This window comes from Mesorhizobium sp. M2A.F.Ca.ET.039.01.1.1, from assembly GCF_003998035.1.
In the GTDB taxonomy this organism is placed as follows: Bacteria; Pseudomonadota; Alphaproteobacteria; order Rhizobiales; family Rhizobiaceae; genus Mesorhizobium.
On the sequence record NZ_RZRY01001289.1, the window covers coordinates 1 to 974 of the forward strand.

Genomic DNA, 974 nt, shown 5'->3' on the forward strand with positions numbered 1-974 from the left:
ATCTTGGATAAGTGCCTGAACCTGAACAATGGCCAGGGAATGTCCGCCAACATCGAAGAAATTGTCTTCAACGCCGACGGAGTCCACCTTCAGAATGTCCTTCCATATCTCAGCCACTTCCGTCTGCAACCCACCAGTCGGTAAAGTTGCGGCCTTTAATGTCGAGGCGTTTCTCGGCTCGGGAAGAGCGCGCCGATCGATCTTGCCGCTACGATTGGTTGGTAGCTGCGGGAGGAACACGAACTGTGAGGGAACCATGTAGCCAGGCAGCGCGGCGCGCAGAAAAGACTGAAGTTCATCGGTATCCTCCGAACTGTCCCGTCGCCTTACCACGTACGCTGCCAAGCTCGCATTTTCATCGGGACCGTCTGTCAGCGTGACGCAGCATGCTTTGACGTTTTCGTGCTCCATCAGGCACTGCTCGATTTCGGCAAGTTCAACCCGCATGCCGCGGATTTTGACCTGTTCGTCCTTTCGGCCCAAGAACTCAATCGTGCCATCTGACCGATACCGGGCCAGATCGCCAGTTCTGTAGAGCCTGGATTGCGGATCATCATCGAACGGGTTTGGCCGGAAAACCTCGCGCGTGAGGTCATCGCGATTGATGTAGCCGCGGGCTATGCCGACGCCCCCGATGCAGAGCTCACCGATTGCGCCGACTGGTGTCGGATTATCATAGCGATCGAGGATGTAAGCCTTGCTATTGATTGCGGGGCGCCCAATGGGTGGCTTCCGCCCATCGGCTTTCACCTCGGTCTTTATGCAATAGACGGTCGTTTCGGTGGGCCCATAGGAATTGAAGATGCGGCGCTTCTCACCCCATCGCTCAATGAGGCTCGGCGGCAAGGGCTCTCCACCTGACTTGATCACTGTGAGATCAGGAAGATCAGTCGACGGCAAGGAGGCCCACGCTGACGGTGTAAGACCCGCAGCGGTGATGCGCTCACGGCGCATGAACTCGACAAGCTCTGCTC

1 protein-coding gene is annotated in these 974 nt (G+C 57.1%); it reads right to left on the reverse strand.

The genetic code is table 11. From position 1 onward, the window contains the following. Positions 1 to 974 (reverse strand): non-ribosomal peptide synthetase (locus EOA24_RS39360; protein WP_145992582.1); only part of this gene is annotated, 974 nt, incomplete at both ends.